The organism is Shewanella saliphila (assembly GCF_014648295.1).
In the GTDB taxonomy this organism is placed as follows: domain Bacteria; phylum Pseudomonadota; class Gammaproteobacteria; order Enterobacterales; family Shewanellaceae; genus Shewanella; species Shewanella saliphila.
This window is the reverse complement of the sequence record NZ_BMQV01000047.1, coordinates 1-15,537: the sequence shown is the minus strand read 5'-3', so window position 1 is coordinate 15,537 and position 15,537 is coordinate 1. Positions and strand designations below refer to the sequence as shown.

Sequence of the window (15,537 nt, the reverse complement as noted above, 5' to 3'; positions counted from 1 at the left end):
GGAATTGTTATGCTGGTTTTTGCTCACCGTGGAGCTAGCGGTTACGCACCTGAAAACACATTAGCCGCAATGGATAAAGCGCTCGAATTAGGGGCTAAAGCCATTGAGATTGACGTACATTGTGTTGAAGGCGAATTGGTGGTTTTTCATGATCGCCGCCTAGAGGGCAAATCCAACGGTTATGGCTTAATTCATCTCAGCACTAAAGCAGACTTATGCAAAGTCACTGTCGGTGGAGAGCCGATACCCAGCCTGTGGGAGGTGCTGACTCGTATTGATAGCCTCAGCAATGGTGATTGCATCGTTAACATCGAACTCAAAGGTGTCGGCTGCGTCGAGCCATTTATCGACATGTATCCGCAGATCCTAGCATCGTTAAACTTTACCGCGCAGCAGTTACTGATATCATCGTTTAATCACTTATATTTAGCGCAAATAAAACAACAACTATCCCAAGTGGTTATTGCACCATTATTAGGTGGTATACCCACTGACTTAGCTAAAGTGGTAAGCGATTTACATGCTTATTCTCTTCATCTTGATGCGGCATTTATTAGCCAAGCAATCGTTGATGATGCCCATCAGCGCGGCGCAAAAGTGTATGTCTATACTGTCGATAATGTGGATGATATTAATACACTCAAAGCGATAGGCGTAGACGGGATTTTCAGTAATTATCCAGATAAAGCAATAGCCGCTGCCGCTTTACCTGTGTCAGTGCCCCTGCTAACGTGGTTTGATTAATACCATAAGGTATCTGTAACGTTATGAGCCATAAACTGCTGTTATTGACTAATAATAATCAACATTACCGTCAATTATTAGCCAGTAAAAAACTGCCAAATTTGACGATTTTGGATGATAAACACGACCCACAACAAAGTGTTCAACACGCTGATATATGGCTGGCAGATCCCCATTTAGCCGTACCTTATTTAACCCCACCAATTCAGGCGACGACAAACCGTACACAACTAAAATGGTTACAGTCAACTTACTCTGGTGTTGATGCATTAATGCCTCCACAGCTAAAGCATGACTATACATTAACCAATATTCGTGGGGTATTTGGGCCGTTAATAAGTGAGTATGTCTTTGGTTATTTACTCAGTCATTATCGCCACCATGCACTGTATCAACAGCAACAAGTACGGCAACAGTGGCAACCCAAATCATTTAGCAGCCTACAAGGGCTAAATATGTTGATTTTGGGAACGGGTTCAATTGCCCAACATATTGCCAGTACCGCGCGCCATTTTGGTATGATGGCAACCGGCTTAAATAGGCGTGGCAGCGTTGTTGAGCCGTTTAATCAACTTGATAGCATCGACAATATAGCAACACACTTGCCTGCTGCAGATGTGGTTGTCAGTGTATTGCCCAATACTGTACAAACAACACATTTACTGAATAACACAACCCTTGCACTGCTTAAGTCAACAGCAATGTTATTTAATATTGGCCGAGGTAATGCGATTGAGCTTGGCGCTTTACAGCACGAATTAACACAATGCCCTCAACGCCAGGCAATATTAGATGTCTTTGACCAGGAGCCTCTTGCAACTGAACACCCTCTGTGGCGTTTGCCTAATGTCATCATCACACCCCATATTGCAGCGCCGAGCTCACCGGATCAAGTGGTTGATATTTTTAGCCAAAACTATTTATTATGGCAACAATCTTTGCCTTTACACTTTGTGGTTGACCCAAATCAAGGGTATTAGAACTGCATCATTAAGCCCATTTTGCTGGCTGTTGAGCTTGGTTAATAATGAGACTCAGATCAAAACGTATTAAAAATGATCAATATACTCAAAAAAAGTAATTGCCAATGATAACTGTTTTCATTTAGAATTAGATTACTTTCTAGAGCATTGAAACTTTGAGCTAAGAGGCTTTCTTTATGTACGTTTGTCTTTGTCATGCCATTACTGATTCTCAAATCAAAGCCGCTGTGAGCTTAGGCGACAGTTCATTGGCTGATGTAAAAAAACGTTTAGGCGTAGCAGATCAATGTGGCAAATGTGCACGTATGGCCAATCAAATTATTCAAACACAGCTTGATTTTGAACCAAATTTTTACGAAGTGGCTTAATTCTTACGCCGTACATAAGCCGCTTTCATTTAAAAGGGTTATTGACTAACCCTGTCTCAGCCGAATTTTATTGCCCGCTTCTCCGCCTCCTTTATTTACCATCTTCATCGTAAATATTTAAGCCATAAAAAAATGCTGCTCAATGAGCAGCATTTTTGTTTATACAATTTAGCTTAAACGAGGTTATCTGGTGTTTCGTCGACGCTATCGTCAACAATAGTGCCCATCTCAACATCAACGCTATCAACACGTTGTAAACCTCTAGGCAATTTAGCACCACGACGGCCACGTTCGCCTCGGTAATGCTCTAAATCACTTGGTTTCAAGGTTAGCTTACGCTTACCAGCCCACAAGGTCACTGCCGCATTTTGTGGCACGACATTAAGATGCAGCAGCACTTCTTCGCGGCTTTTGGCCCGTTCAGTTGGAATGCCTATAATCTTATTACCTTTACCTTTAGATAATTGCGGTAGTGCATCGATGCTAAACATCAACATCCGCCCTTCTGAGGTAATGGCTAATAGTGATTGCTCAGCTTGCTTATTGATTCGTTTAGGCACTAATGCCAAGGCGTTGGTGGGTAACGTCAGTAATGCTTTACCCGCTTTGTTGCGGCTGACCATGTCTGGGTATGCGCAAATAAAACCATAGCCGGCATCGGTTGCTAATAAGAAGAACTGCTCATCGCTGCCCATTAAGACATGCTGCATAGTCGCACCCGGTGCCATATTAAAGCGCGTGGTAATCGGCTCTCCTTGGCTACGGGCTGATGGCAATGTATGACTGTCGGTGGCAAATGCACGTCCTGTTGAGTCTATAAATACCGCCGCCTGGTTGCTCTTACCCATGGCACTGCATAAGTAATTATCGCCAGCCTTATACGACAAACCTTCTACATCGATATCATGGCCTTTAGCACAGCGTACCCAGCCTTTATCAGATAACACCACGGTGACAGATTCGGCAGGGGTAAGCTCTTGTTCTGTTAATGCTTTAGCATCAATACGCTCAATAATCGGTGAGCGGCGGTCATCACCATAGGTTTGACCGTCTTGAATGAGTTCTTTTTTAACTAAGGTTTTTAAGCGGCGGTCTGAGCTTAAAAGTAACTCAAGTTTGTCACGCTCTGCAGCCAACTCATCTTGCTCAGTTTTAATCTTAAATTCTTCAAGCTTGGCAAGGTGGCGTAATTTTAATTCTAAAATCGCTTCAGCTTGTTTATCTGACAAATTAAAGCGCGCCATTAACTCCGCTTTAGGCTCGTCATGAAAACGAATAATCTCAATCACTTCGTCAATGTTTAAAAACGCGACCATTAACGCTTCTAAAATATGTAAACGCGCTAACACTTTGTCTAAACGATACTGTAAACGACGAGTCACCGTGCTTACGCGGTACTCTAACCATTCTGTTAATAGGGTTTTTAGGCCTTTAACTTGTGGACGCCCATCTAAACCCAGTACGTTTAAATTAACTCTAAAACTTTTTTCTAAGTCTGTGGTGGCAAACAAATGCGTCATTAACTGCTCACAGTCAATGCGGTTTGAGCGAGGTACAATCACCAAGCGAACAGGGTTTTCATGATCTGACTCATCACGTAAGTCTGACACCATCGGCAGCTTTTTAGCCTGCATCTGGTTGGCTATTTGCTCTAAAATTTTACCGCTACTGGCTTGATGCGGCAGAGACGTAATCACGATTTCACCGTGCTCTTCGCTATACACAGCGCGCATCTTAATCGAGCCTTTACCGCTGGCATAAATCTTTTCAATGTCTGCGCGAGGGGTAATAATTTCAGCTTCTGTTGGGTAGTCAGGGCCTGGCACTAACTCCATCAAGCGGTTTAATTCTGTTTTAGGATTATCAATTAACTCAACACAAGCCGACACTAATTCGCGGACGTTATGCGGTGGAATATCGGTTGCCATACCAACCGCAATACCGGTAATACCGTTCAATAAAATATGCGGTAATCTTGCAGGTAGGGTTTTAGGTTCTTTCATGGTGCCGTCAAAGTTGGCGCCCCATTCCACTGTACCTTGGCCTAACTCGGACAATAAAACTTCAGAGAATTTAGATAATCTTGCTTCGGTATAACGCATTGCCGCGAAAGATTTAGGGTCATCTGGTGCACCCCAGTTACCTTGTCCGTCAACAAGTGGATAGCGATACGAAAATGGCTGCGCCATTAACACCATGGCTTCATAACAAGCACTGTCGCCATGTGGATGGTATTTACCTAATACATCACCGACTGTACGGGCTGATTTTTTATGTTTAGATTGTGCCGAAAGGCCCAGCTCGCTCATCGCGTAAATAATACGGCGTTGTACCGGTTTTAAGCCATCACCAATATGCGGTAAAGCACGGTCCATAATGACGTACATTGAATAGTTTAAATAAGCCTCTTCGGTAAAGCGCCGCAGTGGCATTTGCTCTACGCCATCTAGGCTTAATTCAATCGAATCACTCATTTAGTTAGATTCCTGTGATTGTTCGGCTGTGTTATAAAACAGACGGTAAATATTACCTTTTAGGTCATCTGATATGTACATTGAGCCATCTGGGGCATTGATCACGTCAAATGGACGGGCGACGGGAAATTCTCCATCTAAAAAACTCACCACAGTTTCACGTTTATTGACTTTGTCATCTTCAATTTCGAGCATCACGATTTGATAGCCCACTTTACTTGAACGGTTCCAAGAACCGTTTTCTGCGACAAAGATTTGGTTGCGATAACGCTCTGGAAATTGCTCGCCACGATAAAAACTGAGCCCGGTAGGCGCAACATGTGCAGGCAACTCAAACTCAGGCACGATCACATTTAAATTTTTAGGTTTATCGTACGCCGGTTCAACCACATCGCTACCGTGTAAATATGGAAAGCCATAGTGGCTACCTTTTAGTTCAACACGGTTAATCTCATCAGCGGGGATATTATCGCCCATCCAGTTTCGGCCTAAATCGGCAAACCACAATTTATTGGTTTCTGGCGACCAGTCAAAACCGGTGACACTGCGAAGCCCTAAGGCAATTTGCTCACTGGCACCACTGTCGACATCAATGGCAAGAATACTGCTAAATGGCGAAGCCGCTTCACACACGTTGCAGGGCGAGCCGATGGACACATATAAACGGTCATCTGGGCCAAAACGCATGGCACGAGAGTATTTTTTATCTAAGCTGGGTAAGTTTGAATACACTTCTCGGGCACGACCTGGACGGCGCAAGCGCGATTCAATCTCTTCAAAACGAATAATACGGTCTTCTTCGGTGACATATAACGCACCATCATGAAATGCTAGCGCTTCTGGGTATTCAAGGCCTCGTGCAATTAAATAACGTTTGTCGACTTGACCATTTTGGTCGCTGTCGACCAAAGCATAGACAGTCCCACTTTTTTGCGAGCCTACAAACAACGTGCCATCGTCTCCCAATGTCATTTGTTTAATGTCGCCCAAATCAGAGGCAAACAAACTGAGCCCAAAACCTTTGGTGACAGTGATCATCACTGACTGAGCCGCGAATACAGACGATGTGGGTAACAATCCTAATAACATCAGTCCTGCACATGCGAACTTACCGCCAAGATTGAAATAAGATCGAAATCTAGAATACTGCATGGTAAATTTATTTTTGCCTTATATTCATAATGATTGACGGTAATACAAAAGCTTAAAGTAACGCAAGATCGCCTTTGGTTTCTAGCCAGTCTTTTCGGTCAGGTGCGCGCTTTTTAGCAAGCAACATGTCCATTAACGACAATGTTTCTTCGGCATCATCAATGGTCAGTTGCACTAAACGTCGAGTATTAGGGTCCATTGTTGTTTCACGTAGCTGCAAAGGGTTCATTTCACCTAGCCCTTTAAATCGAGTGACTTGCACTTTGCCTTTTTTCTTTTCGGCAACTAAACGATCCAAAATCCCGGTTTTTTCTGCTTCATCTAATGCGTAAAAAACCTCTTTACCTATATCAATACGAAACAGTGGCGGCATGGCAATATACACATGACCTTTTTCCACTAACACACGGTAATGCTTCATAAATAATGCACACAATAATGTCGCAATATGCAGTCCGTCGGAGTCAGCATCGGCTAGAATACAAATTTTGCCATAACGCAGCTCCGATATATCTTCGCTGTCTGGGTCGCAACCAATCGCAATCGAAATATTGTGCACTTCTTGCGAGCCTAATACCTGAGATGCGTCGACCTCCCAGGTATTTAAAATCTTACCTCTCAGCGGCATAATCGCCTGAAACTCCCGGTCGCGAGCCTGTTTCGCACTACCACCAGCAGAGTCACCTTCGACTAAAAATAACTCCCCTCGCATTGGGTCTTGGCCACTGCAATCGGTTAACTTACCGGGTAAGGCTGGGCCTGATACCACTTTTTTACGGGCAATTTTTTTAGCCGCTTTTAAGCGGCGCTGAGCATTACTAATACACAACTCTGCCAATTGCTCAGCGAGCTCAGTATTTGAGTTTAACCACAACGAAAACGCATCACGAACAATGCCCGATACAAAGGCAGAGCTTTGACGACTTGAGAGTTTTTCTTTGGTTTGCCCAGCAAATTGTGGGTCTTGCATTTTGATCGACAAAATAAATGCCGCTCGATCCCAAATGTCTTCAGGAGACAACTTGATGCCGCGAGGCACTAAATTACGAAATTCACAAAATTCACGCATGGACTCAAGTAAGCCCTGCCTAAAACCATTTACGTGAGTTCCGCCTAGTGGCGTTGGGATTAAGTTTACGTAGCTTTCATTGAGACTTTCACCGCCTTCAGGTAACCAGGTTATCGCCCAGTCTGCGGCTTCTAATTCACCTTTAAAACTGCCCACAAAAGGCTCTTCTGGCAGCATCAGTGAACCTTTTACTGCTTCTTGCAAGTAATCAGTTAGGCCGCTTTCATAAAACCATTCGTGCACTTCATTGGTGTGTTTGTTGGTAAATTTAATCCGCAAGCCTGGGCACAATACCGCTTTAGCGCGCAGTAAATAAATAAGCTTACTTACCGAAAAATTAGGTGAGTCAAAATAGCTGACATCAGGCCAGAAATGCACTCGAGTACCGGTATTACGGCGGCCACATGTGCCCGTAACATTTAGATCTTCAACTTTAAAGCCGTTCTCAAAGGCCATGTCGTACACTTGAGCATCACGGCGCACCGTAATTTCAACACGCGTAGATAAGGCATTGACAACAGAAATCCCCACACCGTGCAAACCGCCCGAAAACTGATAGTTTTTGTTGGAGAATTTACCACCAGCATGCAGTTTCGTTAAAATTAACTCAACCCCAGGAATGCCTTCTTCAGGGTGAATATCCACCGGCATACCACGACCATCATCAGTGACTTCAAGTGAATTATCAGCATGTAAGATAACGTCGATTTTTGTTGCATGGCCAGCCAACGCCTCATCGACGCTATTATCAATTACTTCTTGCCCTAGGTGGTTTGGTCGGGTGGTATCGGTATACATACCAGGACGGCGCTTTACCGGGTCAAGTCCGTTAAGGACCTCAATCGCATCTGAAGTATATTGGTTGGTCATAGTCCACACATCTGGAGTTAAATGGAGCCAAAGTTAGCTCAAATTAGTCGTTATTTTATAACGCAAAATCGTTACAGCTGAATAAAATTACAAATTTTATCTAATTGTTGTTCGTAGCCGACAAAACTATGGTCGCCATTGGGCTCTAAATGTAATTCGCAGCTATGATATTTATGTAATGCTTGTCGATAATCTAACACTTCGTCACCAGTTTGCAACAGCACCAAAAAACGATCTGGGTGTCGGATAACCTGCGTGTCAAAATGGGCAACGTCTTGTCGGTGTTGTGGCAACACCTGATAATGCTCGTTGGTATAGGGATTATATTGAGGCCCGATAAACTCTTCAAATAATTCGAATGGTTTTACCGCTGGATTGACCAAAACTGCTTTTCCACCATAGGTTTCAGTCAAATAACTGGCAAAATACCCCCCTAAAGATGACCCAATAAAGCGTAATGTTTGCCCTTGTTGCTTTGCCCGTTCGGTAATCTCGCATAATAACGACATAGCCGTATGCGGCGAAGAAGGTAACTGAGGTTGGTGAAAATCAACGTGCGGATAATGCTGGTTAATATACTGAGCTGTTTGCACGGCCTTGTCAGACTGGGGCGAGCTATTAAAACCATGTATATAAAGCAGCATACTTCCTCGCGAGTCGGTTATATCAGTACCCACTCGCTTCATTATCTGGTGAAAAGCGATTCCCTGGTACCCGGTAAACATTAGTACGAATGCTACCATCGCCACTCAACTCCAGCAAACGATAACCGGGTTGCACTGTATCTAAAGCAAAATAAGACGAAAGTGGCTTAAATTGAATACAGGTAGATGGAGTTGCCATTAATGGAATATCACCGTGTGGCCCAGGATGCAATTTATCAACTTGTTGATGCACATGGCCCCACAAAACCCCTTTCACTTGAGGATAGCGACTAGTACGGGCTAAAAAGTCTTCGCCATTGGCCATGCAATGCTGATCAAGCCAGGCGCATTGCATTAAAATTGGATTATGATGCATCACTAATAATACGTGTTTATCAGGATACGCTTTTACTGCAGCATCAATTAACTCAAATTGTTTTTCGCCTAAGTATCCACCCGGCTTACCGCGCACAGTGGAGTCAAGCATCAAGATTAACCAAGGTCCAATATCAATAATCTGTTGACCAAAAACATGATCGCCTTGCATGCGCACAGCCATTAGGCGAGGGTCGTCATGATTACCAGGTAAGTAATGGCACGGTAAATCAAGCGCCTCAATCTTATCAACAAAATGCTGATAAGACTCAGGCGAATAATCTTGGCTGATGTCGCCAGTGGCCAATAAAATGTCGGCTGGGTATTGAGTTGCGCTGAACGTGTTAAGAACGGCTTGGAAGCTTTGTGTGGTATTCACACCGAGCAACTGACCTTCAGGATCGGCAAAAAGATGCGGATCAGTCACTTGGACTAATCGCACAGGTTCACTTTCAGCAACAGAATAATGCACTGTGTCTTTAAGCACTAATGATTCCTAACAGTATAAACAATAAATAAATTACGATTGGCAAGGTATTTTCCTTGCTCCAATTTTTAATAATTCTTCAAGAAATGCATTCACTTGAAATTTTTCATCGCTATGATGCATATGTATATTAGGATAATCATACACTGGCTTTAATCGGTAAATCTGTTGGCTAGTTAACACTTCTGCCAATTGAGCGTCGTGATAAATGCGCACCACGGCTTTTGGAGATTTAAAAAAATGTCCATTTGCTATAGGGCGAGAAATTTCAATCAACTGAGTGTATTTGGTGTTTTCGATAAGATTAACCAGCAAGGTGCCAAACTCGCCTTTAACATGCCAAGGTTCATTAACAGTGAATTGCTCGGGCAACCATTTTAAAATATGTGCGTAATTTCGACCGCAAACAGCCAAAAAAGCACTGACATTCGGTTGATATTTTTGCTTTTTATTGTGGTTAAACTCTGTCACCCAAACGTTCCTATCTGTAAACCTATATGCTAAATCTTTTAAAGTGTGCCGCGGATGGTTTGGTAGTTCAGCATTAACCACTGAATACCTAACACAGTTGAAGCATTGTCTATGCGCCCACTATTAACCCAGTCGTAGGCTTGTTGACGGCTAACCACATGGACACGTATATCTTCATTTTCATGGTCCAACCCATGAATACCGGACGCTTGTGTTGCGTCGACTTGCCCCCAAAACAGAAAAAAGCGCTCGGTAGTCCCACCAGGACTAACTAAATAACTGTTTATAGGGGTTAAACTTTGTAAGCTTAATCCGGCTTCTTCGGCTAATTCACGCGTAGCAACTTGCTCTGGCGATTCGCCGGGCTCAATCATACCTGCCACTAGCTCAAGAAGCCAGATTGATTTAGTACTCGCTAATGCTGGTACACGTATTTGCTCAATTAATACGACTTCGTCACGAATAGGATCATAGGGTAATACCACAACGGCACTACCTCGTTCAAACACTTCACGGGTTACCTCACCGCTCCAGCCGCCTTTGAACAATTTATGTTTAAACTTGTACTCGTCTAACCGAAAAAAACCTTGGTACAACACTTTTTTAGATAACAGCTTAAAATCAGCATCGGCATCAAAAAACGATAAATTTGAAGAGTCAGACATATTTTTCCTTGTCGATAAAATCACGTACTTAAAGGGCATTTTATCAGGTTCATTAGAGATTATTGAACTTTGTGGGTTAAATTGTCTTCGAGATAAAAATCCTCCTTAAAAAGGCAATAACCCCGAGCATAATTAATAACTAAACGACAGGTGGCAAACGTCCACAAAATGCTTTAAAAAAAATAAAATCTGTTACACTTCAAATTTGACTTGAAAATTAAAAAATCAATACTATTTAATGTGCACGGTAGATATAAAAATAGTGCACAATGCTTATAAAGTATTGTGAAGTATTTTTAATATACAGCGCTATGGGCGCCAACAGATTGCAACGTTAAGACGATTTCACTTATCTACCCAGATCTTAACGATATTGCATGACCAAATTAATCAAATTTATAACACCTCTATACATATGAGGCATTGTCTATAAGGGCAGCAAATGAAATTCAAAATTGGTTCATTATACGCAGCATTAGCATTTGCTATAGCGGCACCGGCGGCACAAGCTGACAATTTATTAGAAATTTATCAGCAGGCGTTGACTAGCGACCCTATCGTTTTACAAGCTAAAGCTCAAAGAGATGCGTTATTTGAAAGTATTGAAGAAAATCGCGCACCATTATTGCCTACAATCAGTGCTAGCGTTGGTTATGCTAAATATTGGTATGATCCAAGCAGTTCAAGTAACAGCGAAACAGTGACCAGTGGCATTAGCCTAAGCCAAGTAATATACGATCATAGTGCATGGGTGGGTTTATCATTGGCTGAAATGGCTGCATCGCAAGCTGATTCAACTTATGCATCAACATTACAATCGTTAATTACCCGCGTAACTACCGCCTATTTTGATGTATTAGCCGCTAAAGATAACTACGAGTTCCAGGGTGCTGAAAAAGCAGCGATTGAACGTCAACTTGAGCAAACTAAGCAGCGCTTTGCCGTAGGCTTAACTGCGATTACCGACGTACATGAAGCGCAAGCACAATATGATTTAGCTTCAGCGCTTGAAATTTTAGCCTTAAACACCCTAGACAACAGCTACGAAGCATTGCGTGAAATTACCGGTGTTGATCACCAGTCAATTGACGTATTAGACACTAATCGCTTTTCTGCCGGCACTCCAACCCCAGCATCATCAGCTGATTGGTTGAAAATGGCAGAAAATAGCAGCATTGACTTAATGACTCAGCGTATTGCAAAAGATATTGCCAACGAGACAATTAGCTTATACAAAGCAGGTCACATGCCATCATTAAGCTTAAGTGCAGGTTACGACAATACTGCTGTTCTTAATCCTGGCCCTGATTACGACACCACCTCTGTTGGGGTAACACTAAGTGTGCCAATTTTTGAAGGTTTTGCAGTGACTTCACAAGTTAAGCAAGCACAATTTGCTTATGTTGAAGCCAGTGAAAAACTAGAACAAACGCACCGTAGTGTCACTAAAAATGTCCGTAAGAACTTCAACAACGTGACCGCATCGATTAGCTCTATCAGAGCATATGAGCAATCTGTTGTTTCATCAGAGAGTGCGCTAAAAGCCACTCAAGCGGGATTTGAAGTGGGTACTCGTACCATCGTTGATGTACTCGATAGCACAAGTACCTTATACGATTCAAAGCGTCAGTTGTCTGAAGCGCGTTATGGCTACATTAACTCAATCCTAGCGCTTAAACAGGCCGCTGGAACATTGAGCGAAGACGACATTATTTCGATTAACAACGGACTGATCACAGAGTAATCTTCGTGTAACGTCATAAATGCAACACATAAAAAAACCGCCAGTTGGCGGTTTTTATTGTTGTCATTTCAACTTAAAAACGTAATTCAATACCGGCAAAAGCACCTTTAAACTGAGTGTTTTGCGACACACCTGAAAAGTGACTCACATCAAAATTAAAATCACGATAGCCGACACGCACTAGGGTATCAACAGCTAAGCTTTCAAACTGCCAACCTAAACCCACACTGTAGTCATACACGTTTGATTCATCAACGCCTAGCAGTACGTCAGCAAAGCCAAATAAGCCTAACCCAACCATACCAACTTGCGCGTTGGCATAACCCATGATGATCCCACTGTCGATATCAACTTCTTCTGGGTGACCCGCATCAGACACGCGAATTGAGCCGTCCATTTGCTTGTATGCCGCACCTAAATCAACTGACACCAGGTCGTTGTCTAAAATTTCATAATACAACACAAAGTCAGTATTATTGAGATTGTTTGTAACAGAAACATCACCACTGAATGCATTATCATTAAAGGTAAAATCAACATTAGACAACCCAGCACTCGATTCTAAACGGTTTTCACGAATTTTTAGATTAGGCAAAAACGGCAGCGGATGCTCAACCGCAATCCAAACACTGCCTTGTGAACCATCATCATCAAAATTGTGGCTCACGCCTGAGTCATCATTAAATGAATTTGTTGTATCGGCGAGCCAATAATCAGCGCCTACTTTAAAACCCACAACAGTTGCCGCATGAGCTGATGACATGCTTAATAAACCCACTACAGCGGTGGCAAGAAGAGTCTTTTTCATCATTATCCTTGGGAAAGTAAGTTAGTTAAATCAATTACCGCAGCATTAGCACGCGATATATAGTTAGCCATCACTAATGAGTGATTAGCCACTAAACCAAAACCGTTGCCGTTAAGCACGATAGGGCTCCAAACTGTTTGTTGAGTGGCCTCAAGCTCACGAATAATTTGACGCAAGCTCACTTCTGCATTTTTCTTTTCTAATACATCAGCAAAATCAACTTCAATGGCGCGCATAAAGTTCAACAATGCCCAAGCAGAACCGCGGCTTTCATAAAACACGTCATCAATTTTCCACCAGCTGGTTTTAATTTCACTACTTGATAAACCAGGTGTTGACTGACGCGCTGCAATGTCACCGGCTAAATCGGTGTTTAAACGCTCTTGGCCAACACTAGCAGATAAACGCTGTGACATACTACCTAAACGCTTTTGAACTTCTTTAAGCCACTCATTTAAGTTATCAGCACGGGCATAGAATTGTGCATTATTGTTGTTAGCGTCGCTAATTTTAGCACGATAAAGTTTCAGTAATTTGATCGCTTCGCGATATTCGCCTTCAGCACTTGGTACTAACCAACTGGTGTTTTCAATATTTAACTTAGAATGCGCAGCAAGTAAGTCATTATCAGCAGTAGATTGCGACTGTGAGCGACTGAACTCTTTACGCATAATTAAGGCTAAATCGCGCACTTGCTCTAACGCCCCAAACTCAAAGGCAGGCATGTTATCCATCATTAATGAAGGTGGCATAACATCATTTGATAACCATCCACCGGGTTTATCGAGCAGGGTTTCCATGGTCAAAATTAATGAACTGGTGGTGCTATAACCAATAATTTTTTTGGAGTTATCGGTTTGCGCAGAAACAGGCTTTATTGGGTCTGGCTCAATACTCCACCACACACTAATAATATAAAGCACTAAAAAAAGTACCCCAACCACGCCTAAAATTTTATTCCTAGTAACTTGCATCAATATCACTCCTTAATGATGGTGATGATGGTCTGCTTGTTCGCCGTCTTGAGAGACTGGCTGTTTTAAGACAGGCAACTCAATCATAAGTTGCTGACCATCTTCAAAAATTAACTCTAAAGGTACTTTATCATCAACCACTAATGGCGCGGTTAAAGACAATAACATGACATGGTCACCTGTCGGTTGCAGAGTCAATTTTCCGTGTGACGGAATTGAAAACCCTGCAACTTGACGCATTTTAACCATGCCGTTTTCTTCAATTATCGTGTGTAACTGCGCTTCTTTCGCTATGGCAGTGTTAACCTCAACGAGTGTAACTGCATGAGCAGTATGATTTTCTAACGTAAAATAAGCCGCAGTATTAGGCACACTCGCTGGCATCGCTCTGACATAACCGTCAACTAAAATAACGTTTGCCGTTGCCGCGAATGATAACGATGATAACACTAAAAAGTTAAACAGGTGTTTGAATATTGCTTTCAATGTCTTAAACTCCATGTAAACCACTCGCATTCACTATAGGAAGTTACGAATGAGTCATATTCAGGTAAGAGATGATCAAGGCGTACGTATCATCAGTTTTAATCGTCCAGAAAAGCGCAATGCTTTTAATCTAGAAATGTATCAACAACTCACAGAATACCTGATCCAAGGTGAAGCCGACAATGACATTCGTGCCTTTATGTTTCATGGTACTGACGACTGCTTTACCTCTGGCAATGATATCGTAGACTTTTTACAAAGTGGCGCACTAGATGATAATCACCCAACGGTTAAATTCTTGTTTTGTTTATTAGATCTAAAAAAACCTGTGGTAGCAGCCGTAACGGGGGCTGCGGTAGGGATTGGCACAACCTTACTGCTCCATTGCGACTTGGTTTATGCCGACAATAAAGCCAAATTCCAAATGCCTTTTGTCAATTTAGCCTTAGTACCTGAAGCGGCTTCAAGCATATTGTTGCCGTCTATTGTTGGCCAACAAAAAGCTGCCGAGTTGATATTATTAGGTAATGCTTTTGATGCTGAGACTGCTGCGCAGTTAAATTTGATTAATCGTGTGGTTGCCCCAGATGAACTTATTAGCTTCAGTCTAGCGCAAGCAAAAAAATTGGCGGCTCAGCCACCTTTGTCTATGCAAGCATCAAAACAACTATTACGTCATAATCAGGCTCAAGTTAAAGCCCAAATGAAATTAGAACTGGTTCAATTTGCCAAGCGTTTACAAAGTGATGAAGCGAAACAACGTTTTAAGGCTTTTTTAAACAAATAGTCATCAGCTTTATATATTAGTCGCGGGGGCTTATTACCCCGCTCACCCCATGAGTTGACGACAGGATGAGCATTAAAAGCGTGAAGTTTTTTGGCTCATCACAACGGCAACAATAAAATACGCCGCTAAACTGATACTCGGGTTAGTCACCACTAAGCCAATGGTAACAATACGCGTCCACAACAACGACCAACCGTATTGCTTGGCTAAGTTAGCCGATACACCACATATAATCCGAGCTTCATCTTGTAAGCGATTGATTAAACGATTCATATTTTGTTCTCCTGTAATGTGTAACCATCTAAATAATCAGGGCAACCGCATGAGTGTTTATTAATTAGCCACATCACTGAATCCGGCATTTAATACTGCTTCTAAGTATGCTGTTTTCATCCAGGCTCGTTTTTGTTTAGCTGGTATGCTTCCCTTTGAAGGT

At 42.5% G+C, this 15,537-nt stretch carries 16 protein-coding genes; 5 read left to right on the top strand and 11 right to left on the bottom strand.

Annotation, left to right across the window (positions count from 1 at the left end; all coding sequences use genetic code 11):
• Nucleotides 1-9: 9 nt before the first annotated feature.
• The 3 genes from IEY48_RS17280 to IEY48_RS17270 all read left to right on the top strand — a co-directional run bounded on the left by IEY48_RS17280 (nucleotide 10) and on the right by IEY48_RS17270 (nucleotide 2,095).
• A complete protein-coding gene (locus IEY48_RS17280) occupies nucleotides 10-744 on the top strand; it encodes a glycerophosphodiester phosphodiesterase (RefSeq protein WP_188922574.1) in 735 nt (244 codons plus the stop codon).
• Between the two features lie 23 nt (nucleotides 745-767).
• The gene (locus IEY48_RS17275; protein ID WP_188922572.1) at nucleotides 768-1,724 is read left to right on the top strand and encodes a D-2-hydroxyacid dehydrogenase; all 957 of its coding nucleotides are present in this window, start codon (nucleotides 768-770) and stop codon (nucleotides 1,722-1,724) included.
• Between the two features lie 179 nt (nucleotides 1,725-1,903).
• Entirely contained in the window at nucleotides 1,904-2,095 is a 192-nt protein-coding gene (locus IEY48_RS17270) for a bacterioferritin-associated ferredoxin (RefSeq protein ID WP_188922570.1), read from the top strand.
• A gap of 173 nt (nucleotides 2,096-2,268) precedes the next feature.
• Here the strand turns inward: IEY48_RS17270 and parC are convergent, their stop codons facing one another.
• From parC to nudF, 7 genes are all read right to left on the bottom strand, one after another.
• Nucleotides 2,269-4,569 carry a DNA topoisomerase IV subunit A gene (parC, locus tag IEY48_RS17265; RefSeq protein ID WP_188922568.1) on the bottom strand — a complete coding sequence of 767 codons (2,301 nt, stop codon included), beginning with the start codon at nucleotides 4,567-4,569 and terminating at the stop codon, nucleotides 2,269-2,271.
• A complete protein-coding gene (locus IEY48_RS17260; protein WP_188922566.1) occupies nucleotides 4,570-5,721 on the bottom strand; it encodes a PQQ-dependent sugar dehydrogenase in 1,152 nt (383 codons plus the stop codon).
• 52 nt (nucleotides 5,722-5,773) lie between these two features.
• Nucleotides 5,774-7,660, bottom strand: coding sequence for a DNA topoisomerase IV subunit B (gene parE / locus IEY48_RS17255; protein WP_188922564.1), 1,887 nt, complete (start codon nucleotides 7,658-7,660; stop codon nucleotides 5,774-5,776).
• 71 nt (nucleotides 7,661-7,731) lie between these two features.
• Nucleotides 7,732-8,304 carry a YqiA/YcfP family alpha/beta fold hydrolase gene (locus IEY48_RS17250; RefSeq protein WP_188922562.1) on the bottom strand — a complete coding sequence of 191 codons (573 nt, stop codon included), beginning with the start codon at nucleotides 8,302-8,304 and terminating at the stop codon, nucleotides 7,732-7,734.
• 22 nt (nucleotides 8,305-8,326) lie between these two features.
• Complete coding sequence (gene cpdA / locus IEY48_RS17245; protein ID WP_188922560.1) at nucleotides 8,327-9,166, bottom strand: 3',5'-cyclic-AMP phosphodiesterase; 840 nt, start codon at nucleotides 9,164-9,166, stop codon at nucleotides 8,327-8,329.
• 33 nt (nucleotides 9,167-9,199) lie between these two features.
• Nucleotides 9,200-9,637, bottom strand: a complete 438-nt coding sequence (locus tag IEY48_RS17240) for a DUF1249 domain-containing protein (protein ID WP_188922601.1) — start codon at nucleotides 9,635-9,637, stop codon at nucleotides 9,200-9,202.
• Between the two features lie 38 nt (nucleotides 9,638-9,675).
• A complete protein-coding gene (gene nudF, locus IEY48_RS17235; RefSeq protein WP_188922558.1) occupies nucleotides 9,676-10,302 on the bottom strand; it encodes an ADP-ribose diphosphatase in 627 nt (208 codons plus the stop codon).
• A 442-nt stretch (nucleotides 10,303-10,744) separates the two neighbouring features.
• Between nudF and tolC the strand changes: the two genes are divergently transcribed.
• Entirely contained in the window at nucleotides 10,745-12,046 is a 1,302-nt protein-coding gene (gene tolC, locus IEY48_RS17230; RefSeq protein ID WP_188922556.1) for an outer membrane channel protein TolC, read from the top strand.
• 73 nt (nucleotides 12,047-12,119) lie between these two features.
• Here the strand turns inward: tolC and IEY48_RS17225 are convergent, their stop codons facing one another.
• The 3 genes from IEY48_RS17225 to IEY48_RS17215 are packed head-to-tail and all read right to left on the bottom strand — an operon-like array spanning nucleotide 12,120 to nucleotide 14,329.
• On the bottom strand, nucleotides 12,120-12,854 hold the full coding sequence (locus tag IEY48_RS17225; protein WP_188922554.1) for a TIGR04219 family outer membrane beta-barrel protein: 735 nt from the start codon (nucleotides 12,852-12,854) through the stop codon (nucleotides 12,120-12,122).
• Nucleotides 12,855-12,856: 2 nt separating this feature from the next.
• On the bottom strand, nucleotides 12,857-13,828 hold the full coding sequence (locus IEY48_RS17220; protein ID WP_188922552.1) for a DUF2333 family protein: 972 nt from the start codon (nucleotides 13,826-13,828) through the stop codon (nucleotides 12,857-12,859).
• A gap of 12 nt (nucleotides 13,829-13,840) precedes the next feature.
• Nucleotides 13,841-14,329, bottom strand: a complete 489-nt coding sequence (locus tag IEY48_RS17215; protein WP_188922549.1) for a copper chaperone PCu(A)C — start codon at nucleotides 14,327-14,329, stop codon at nucleotides 13,841-13,843.
• Between the two features lie 34 nt (nucleotides 14,330-14,363).
• Between IEY48_RS17215 and IEY48_RS17210 the strand changes: the two genes are divergently transcribed.
• A complete protein-coding gene (locus tag IEY48_RS17210) occupies nucleotides 14,364-15,101 on the top strand; it encodes an enoyl-CoA hydratase-related protein (protein ID WP_188922547.1) in 738 nt (245 codons plus the stop codon).
• Between the two features lie 72 nt (nucleotides 15,102-15,173).
• Here the strand turns inward: IEY48_RS17210 and IEY48_RS17205 are convergent, their stop codons facing one another.
• Entirely contained in the window at nucleotides 15,174-15,374 is a 201-nt protein-coding gene (locus tag IEY48_RS17205; protein ID WP_188922544.1) for a PspC domain-containing protein, read from the bottom strand.
• Nucleotides 15,375-15,537 lie beyond the last annotated feature (163 nt).

What these genes read in the sequence shown, in the direction of transcription:
- IEY48_RS17280 (WP_188922574.1), top strand. Translation starts at nt 10, where the DNA reads ATGCTGGTTTTTGCTCACCGTGGAGCTAGCGGTTACGCACCTGAAAAC.
- IEY48_RS17275 (WP_188922572.1), top strand. Translation starts at nt 768, where the DNA reads ATGAGCCATAAACTGCTGTTATTGACTAATAATAATCAACATTACCGT.
- IEY48_RS17270 (WP_188922570.1), top strand. Translation starts at nt 1,904, where the DNA reads ATGTACGTTTGTCTTTGTCATGCCATTACTGATTCTCAAATCAAAGCC.
- parC (WP_188922568.1), bottom strand. Translation starts at nt 4,569, where the DNA reads ATGAGTGATTCGATTGAATTAAGCCTAGATGGCGTAGAGCAAATGCCA.
- IEY48_RS17260 (WP_188922566.1), bottom strand. Translation starts at nt 5,721, where the DNA reads ATGCAGTATTCTAGATTTCGATCTTATTTCAATCTTGGCGGTAAGTTC.
- parE (WP_188922564.1), bottom strand. Translation starts at nt 7,660, where the DNA reads ATGACCAACCAATATACTTCAGATGCGATTGAGGTCCTTAACGGACTT.
- IEY48_RS17250 (WP_188922562.1), bottom strand. Translation starts at nt 8,304, where the DNA reads ATGCTGCTTTATATACATGGTTTTAATAGCTCGCCCCAGTCTGACAAG.
- nudF (WP_188922558.1), bottom strand. Translation starts at nt 10,302, where the DNA reads ATGTCTGACTCTTCAAATTTATCGTTTTTTGATGCCGATGCTGATTTT.
- tolC (WP_188922556.1), top strand. Translation starts at nt 10,745, where the DNA reads ATGAAATTCAAAATTGGTTCATTATACGCAGCATTAGCATTTGCTATA.
- IEY48_RS17225 (WP_188922554.1), bottom strand. Translation starts at nt 12,854, where the DNA reads ATGAAAAAGACTCTTCTTGCCACCGCTGTAGTGGGTTTATTAAGCATG.
- IEY48_RS17220 (WP_188922552.1), bottom strand. Translation starts at nt 13,828, where the DNA reads ATGCAAGTTACTAGGAATAAAATTTTAGGCGTGGTTGGGGTACTTTTT.
- IEY48_RS17215 (WP_188922549.1), bottom strand. Translation starts at nt 14,329, where the DNA reads ATGGAGTTTAAGACATTGAAAGCAATATTCAAACACCTGTTTAACTTT.
- IEY48_RS17210 (WP_188922547.1), top strand. Translation starts at nt 14,364, where the DNA reads ATGAGTCATATTCAGGTAAGAGATGATCAAGGCGTACGTATCATCAGT.
- IEY48_RS17205 (WP_188922544.1), bottom strand. Translation starts at nt 15,374, where the DNA reads ATGAATCGTTTAATCAATCGCTTACAAGATGAAGCTCGGATTATATGT.